Source organism: uncultured Aquincola sp., assembly GCF_964001545.1.
Classification (GTDB): domain Bacteria; phylum Pseudomonadota; class Gammaproteobacteria; order Burkholderiales; family Burkholderiaceae_C; genus Aquincola.
This window is the reverse complement of the sequence record NZ_CAXFDV010000841.1, coordinates 1-3942: the sequence shown is the minus strand read 5'-3', so window position 1 is coordinate 3942 and position 3942 is coordinate 1. Positions and strand designations below refer to the sequence as shown.

Below are 3942 nucleotides of genomic sequence, written 5' to 3'. Positions count from 1 at the left end.
TGGCCAGCGCAAAGCAGAAGAGCTTCTGCCCCGGGTGCTTCTTGAGCATCACCACGATGAACACCGACACCACCGAGGCCAGGCCGATGAAGAACCAGCGCTGCCATCCCGAAGCCTCGGCCAGGAAGCTGAAGGCCGCGCCGTGGTTGTGCACCCGCACCACGTTGAAGAAGGAGGTGACGGTGCGGCTGTCACCCAGCTGGAAGTAGCCGACGATCAGCGTCTTGGTGAACTGGTCCAGCAGGATGACCGCCACCGCCAGCCCCAGCCACACGGCCAGGCTGGGAGACGACGACGAGGCGGGGGAGCGTTTGGCCATGATCAATGCGATGGCAGGCGGCCCAACACCTTGGCCGGATCCTGCGCGGTATGGAAGACGAGCAGCACGGTGATCTGCTGGTCGTCGTGGGTGAAATAGAGGTGGTAAGGGAAGCGTCGGACCACGGCACGCCGAAAACGGCCTTCAAGCAGCCTGTAGCCATCGGGCGCCCTGCTGACTTGTTCCAGCGCCGTTTCGATCGCGACCAGGAATTGCGTCCCAAGTCCGGCTCGGCGGTTCTCGTACCAATCGCGTGCGCGTTGAAGGTCGTCGAAAGCCTCGGGCGTGAAGACAAGCCGTCTCATCACGCCTGATGCAAGCGTCGCTTCACCTCATCCCAAGGCACGGCGGCCGCAGGATTGGCTTGATGGCGGGCCAGCCGCTCGCCGAGTTCGGCAGCGATGGCCGGGTGCAGCGGCGCGTCCGCGGTGCTGTCGACCACGCTGTCCCACAGTTGTTCGATCAGTGCCAGGCGGTCGGCGACCGGCAGGTTCAGCAGTTCGCTGTAATCGGTGTGCTGGGGCATCGTGGTCCTTCCGCAGTCATCAAGCCACTGTACGCTGCTCGCCCTCGCCATACAGATTGCTCGTGCAGCGCCCGCAGATCGTCGGGTGGGCCGGGTCGATGCCGACGTCGGTGCGCCAGTGCCAGCAGCGCTCGCACTTGGTGGCGGTGGACGGCGTGACCTGGATCGTCAGCTCGTCAGCGGCGGCCAGCACAGCCTCGCTGGTGATGAAAACGAACTTCAGGTCGTCGCCCAGCGAAGCCAGGATGGCATGGTCTTCGGCCGGAGCGCCCACGGTGACCGTGGCCTGCAGCGAAGAGCCGACGCCGCCTTCGGCGCGCACCGCCTCGATGGCCTTGTTGACCGCATCGCGCACCGCATGCACGCGGTTCCACTTGGCGATCAGGCCCTCGTCCGCCTGCGGCAGCGACCAGTAGTGCTCCACGAAGATGGTGCGCTCGCCGCCGAACACGCGCCAGGCTTCTTCCGCGGTGAAGCTGAGGAAAGGCGCCATCCAGCGCAGCATGGCCTGGGTGATGTGCCACAGCGCCGTCTGCGCGCTGCGGCGCGCCAGGCTCTTGGGCGCGCTGGTGTACAGGCGGTCCTTCAGCACGTCGAGGTAGAAGGCGCCCAGGTCTTCGCTGCAGTACACCTGCAGCTTGGCCACCACCGGGTGGAACTCGTACTTTTCGTAGTGGGCCAGCACCTCGGCCTGGAACTGCGACGCGCGCGCCAGCGCATAGCGGTCGACTTCCAGCATCTGCTCCAGCGGCACCGCGTCGGTCTTCGGGTCGAAGTCGGACACGTTGGCCAGCAAAAAGCGCAGTGTGTTGCGGATGCGCCGGTAGGCGTCCACCACGCGGGCCAGGATCTTGTCGTCACCCGCGATGTCGCCGGAGTAGTCGCTGGCCGCCACCCACAGGCGGATGATCTCGGCGCCCAGCTTCTTGGTGATGTCCTGCGGGTCGATGCCGTTGCCCAGCGACTTGCTCATCTTGCGGCCCTGGCTGTCCACGGTGAAGCCGTGGGTCAGCAGGCCGCGGTAGGGCGCCCGGTCGTACAGCGCGCAGGCCAGCAGCAGCGACGAATGGAACCAGCCGCGGTGCTGGTCGTGGCCTTCCAGGTACAGGTCGGCCTCGGGGCCCGATTGGTGGGGGCCCGGATGCTCGGCCGTGCCCTGGTGGGTGCCGCGCAGCACATGGAAGAAGGTGCTGCCCGAGTCGAACCACACCTCCAGGATGTCGGTGCTCTTGGCGTAGTGCGGCGCATCTTCGGCGCCCAGGATCTCTTCGGGCGTCACGCGGCTCCAGGCCTCGATGCCGCCGGCCTGCACGATGTCGGCGGCCTGGTCCAGGATCTCCATCGTGCGCGGGTGCAGGTCGCCCGTCACCTTGTGCAGGAAGAAGGGGATGGGCACGCCCCAGCTGCGCTGGCGGCTGATGCACCAGTCGGGCCGGTTGGCGATCATGTCGTGCAGGCGGGCGCGGCCGTTCTCGGGGTAGAACTGCGTCTGCTCGATCGCGTCCAGCGCCAGCTGCCGCAGCGTCTTGGGCGCCTTGTCCTTCGTGAACACGCCTTCGCCTTCATCCATCCGGATGAACCACTGCGCCGCGGCGCGGTAGATCACAGGCGTCTTGTGGCGCCAGCAGTGCGGGTAGCTGTGGGTGATGTCCTTCGTGGCGAACAGCCGGCCGGCATCTTTCAGCGCCTGGATGACGTTGGGCACCGCCTTCCAGATGTGCTGGCCGCCGAACAGCGGAAAGTCGGCCGCGTACACGCCGTTGCCCTGCACCGGGTTCAGGATGTCCTCGACCTTGATGCCGTTGGACACGCAGGAGTTGAAGTCGTCCAGGCCATAGGCCGGCGACGAGTGCACGATGCCGGTGCCGTCGTCGGCGGTGGCGTAGTCGGCCAGGAACACCGGGCTCAGCCGGTTGTAGCCGGGGTGCACCTCGGCCAGCGGATGGCGGAACTTCAGGCCATCCAGCGCCTGGCCCTTGACCGTGGCCAGCACGGTGCCGTGCAGGCCGTAGCGCTCCATGCACTGGTCCACCAGCGCAGCGGCCAGCAGCAGCACGCCGCGCTCGGTGTCCACCAGGCTGTAGTCCAGCTCGGGGTTGAGGTTGAGCGCCTGGTTGGCCGGGATGGTCCAGGCGGTGGTGGTCCAGATGACGACGAAGGCCGGCTTGTCGAGGCCAGGCAGGCCGAAGGCACGGGCCAGCGCGGCCGGGTCGTCGGCCAGGAAGCCGACGTCCAGCGTGGTGCTCTTCTTGTCGGCGTATTCGATCTCGAACTCGGCCAGCGACGAGCCGCAGTCGAAGCACCAGTACACCGGCTTCTGGCCGCGGTAGACGAAGCCGCGCTCGATCACGCGCTTGAAGGCGCGGATCTCGCCCGCCTCGTTCGCGAAGTCCATGGTGCGGTAGGGCCGCTCCCAGGTGCCCAGCACGCCCAGGCGCTTGAAGTCGGTGCGCTGCTGCTCGATCTGCTCGGTGGCGTAGGCGCGGCTCTTGGCCTGCATCTCGTCACGGCTCAGGTTGCGGCCGAACTTCTTCTCGATCGCGTTTTCGATCGGCAGGCCATGGCAGTCCCAGCCGGGCACGTACTGCGCGTCGAAGCCGGCCAGCTGCCGCGCCTTGACGATCATGTCCTTGAGGATCTTGTTGACCGCATGGCCCATGTGCAGCTGGCCGTTGGCGTAGGGCGGGCCGTCGTGCAGCACGAACAGCGGCGCGCCGCAGCGGGCGTCGCGCAGCTGCTGGTAGGTGCCTTGCTCTTCCCACTGCTTGACCCAGCCCGGCTCGCGCTTGGGCAGGTCGCCGCGCATCGGGAACGGGGTGTCGGGCAGGTTCAGCGTGGTGCGGTAGTCCGGGGTGTCGGTCTTGTCGGTCATGGCGCTTGCCGCACCCGTTGGGCGGGTGCGCTCGTGGCATCAAGGCAAAGTGGGGCGGTGCAGCCGGTCAGGTCGCTGGCCGGCAGGTGCGCGGCAGCAGCGGCCGCAGCCCGGCGTGCGGCGGCAGGATCAGCGCGCGCGCCGAATTCGGTCGCGCGTGGTCTGCCGGCGGCCGGCGGCATGCCAGCGCAGCAGATCGAGCAAAGTCCGGTCGGTGGCCATCCG

The 3942-nt window shown here is 67.5% G+C and carries 4 protein-coding genes; all 4 read right to left on the bottom strand.

The window, feature by feature from the left end; translation table 11 throughout:
- Window positions 1-319: signal peptidase II (locus tag ABNT58_RS29020; protein ID WP_348756819.1), on the bottom strand; the 319-nt coding region annotated here is incomplete at its 3' end.
- A gap of 2 nt (window positions 320-321) precedes the next feature.
- Window positions 322-624 (bottom strand): type II toxin-antitoxin system RelE/ParE family toxin, encoded by a 303-nt coding sequence (locus tag ABNT58_RS29015; protein ID WP_348756818.1) that lies wholly within the window; start codon window positions 622-624, stop codon window positions 322-324.
- Window positions 624-845, bottom strand: coding sequence for an addiction module protein (locus tag ABNT58_RS29010; RefSeq protein WP_348756817.1), 222 nt, complete (start codon window positions 843-845; stop codon window positions 624-626). Before ABNT58_RS29010 ends, ABNT58_RS29015 begins: the two co-directional genes overlap by 1 nt.
- A 19-nt stretch (window positions 846-864) precedes the next feature.
- Complete coding sequence (gene ileS / locus ABNT58_RS29005; RefSeq protein WP_348756816.1) at window positions 865-3717, bottom strand: isoleucine--tRNA ligase; 2853 nt, start codon at window positions 3715-3717, stop codon at window positions 865-867.
- Between the last annotated feature and the right edge of the window lie 225 nt (window positions 3718-3942).